1 protein-coding gene is annotated in these 1,352 nt (G+C 46.8%); it reads right to left on the reverse strand.

Annotated features, from left to right (window positions below):
- Positions 1 to 1,352 (reverse strand): IS4 family transposase (locus P2W72_RS15675; RefSeq protein ID WP_276364569.1); only part of this gene is annotated, 1,352 nt, incomplete at both ends.

The following is a 1,352-nucleotide window of genomic DNA, read 5'->3' on the forward strand; positions in this document are numbered from 1 at the left end:
CTATTTTTAAGCAAATAACTCCTGGAGGACCCTGAGAATCATAGCCCTTCCAGCCACCTAATCTCCCGACAACCCACGTTGCCCATTTGGTCATTCCGGGATTATTGTTGTTCTGGGTTTTAGGAGTTTTTCCCTGTAGTTTCATGTTCAGATGGGTTAAGACTTCTACCTCTTCCTTCGTAAATACTTCCTCTATTGGCTGGCCGCCTTCAGCTTGATTATAAGCAATGTTCATCTGCAGGATTTTCAACAAAGCGGACAGCTGCATCAGGATAAGCTTACGAAGAGCCCATCCGCTCTCCAATTGAGCATCCTCTATGCCAAATCCTTTATGTTTAAGTAACCTGAATACCTGTTCTATATACCATCTGTAACTATACCATTCAACCATTTTTGCGGCATCTTCATAACAGCAGACTTCATGGGTAGTCAACAGTTTCCAGTTGATCGGGTCGCTCACCCCGGGTGTAATTTCCTGTGCCCAGATACAGTTCAGCAGAATATGATCCGGATAGCCTGATTTTGCCAGGTTTACGGGCCGCGCAATGCGGAATTTCCCATGGCATATGGCCATTTGGGCTATTCGCTTTTCTTTGTTTTTTCGCTTGTCCGACTGGATTTCTATGGAATAATATCCGGCCGGAGGCAACGATTCCATGGAATGATATAAATCTGACCCGTCCACAAGTCTGCGTGTAACTCTGGAACGTATCAGCAAATGGTGTTTATCATCGGGTATACAGGCGAACTGCTCATAGATGTCTCCTTCGCGGTCCTGTATGAATGTAACCCTTGCGGCCTGTTCCAGGGTAACCTTAGATGCATTGCTCACCTGGATCCATTTGTAGGACTCCTTCTGTGCAATAGGAACGTTCCTGTAGTTTCTTTGGAACCTGTCAGCCTGTTCAGCAGGACGGTGAAAAAGCCTGACGTCCGAAAAACCCAATGGCCAGCAGCTACCTGCATCCACCACTAAGCCCGGGTGTATTTTGAAACAGGTGGCGTTATCTGCATTGTCCGATCTGCCTAAACCACTCTGGGGGCGAAGCCTGTTTTTGTTCTTTGATACGTTAATCTCGCTGCTGTCTTCTATGCAAAGAACATCCCGGCCCGCAACTAAAGGCCTGATGCGGCCTACCAGTTCTTCTATAAGAGATGCTTCCGTCAATTTTTCGTTTTCCAATAAGCGATAGTAACCTATCTGCTCAGCACGGCCCGAAGAAAGCTTGCTTATGTTCGAAGCGGGTTGCTGGCTTAAACGGGCAAATAAATTTTGAGCCCGTCTATCCAGGCGTCTGTCGCCGGTTAAGCCTGTGTAATCCGGAAAAAAGTTAGCAGGGGGCAAAATATCA

This window comes from Daejeonella sp. H1SJ63, from assembly GCF_029360775.1.
In the GTDB taxonomy this organism is placed as follows: Bacteria; Bacteroidota; Bacteroidia; order Sphingobacteriales; family Sphingobacteriaceae; genus Daejeonella.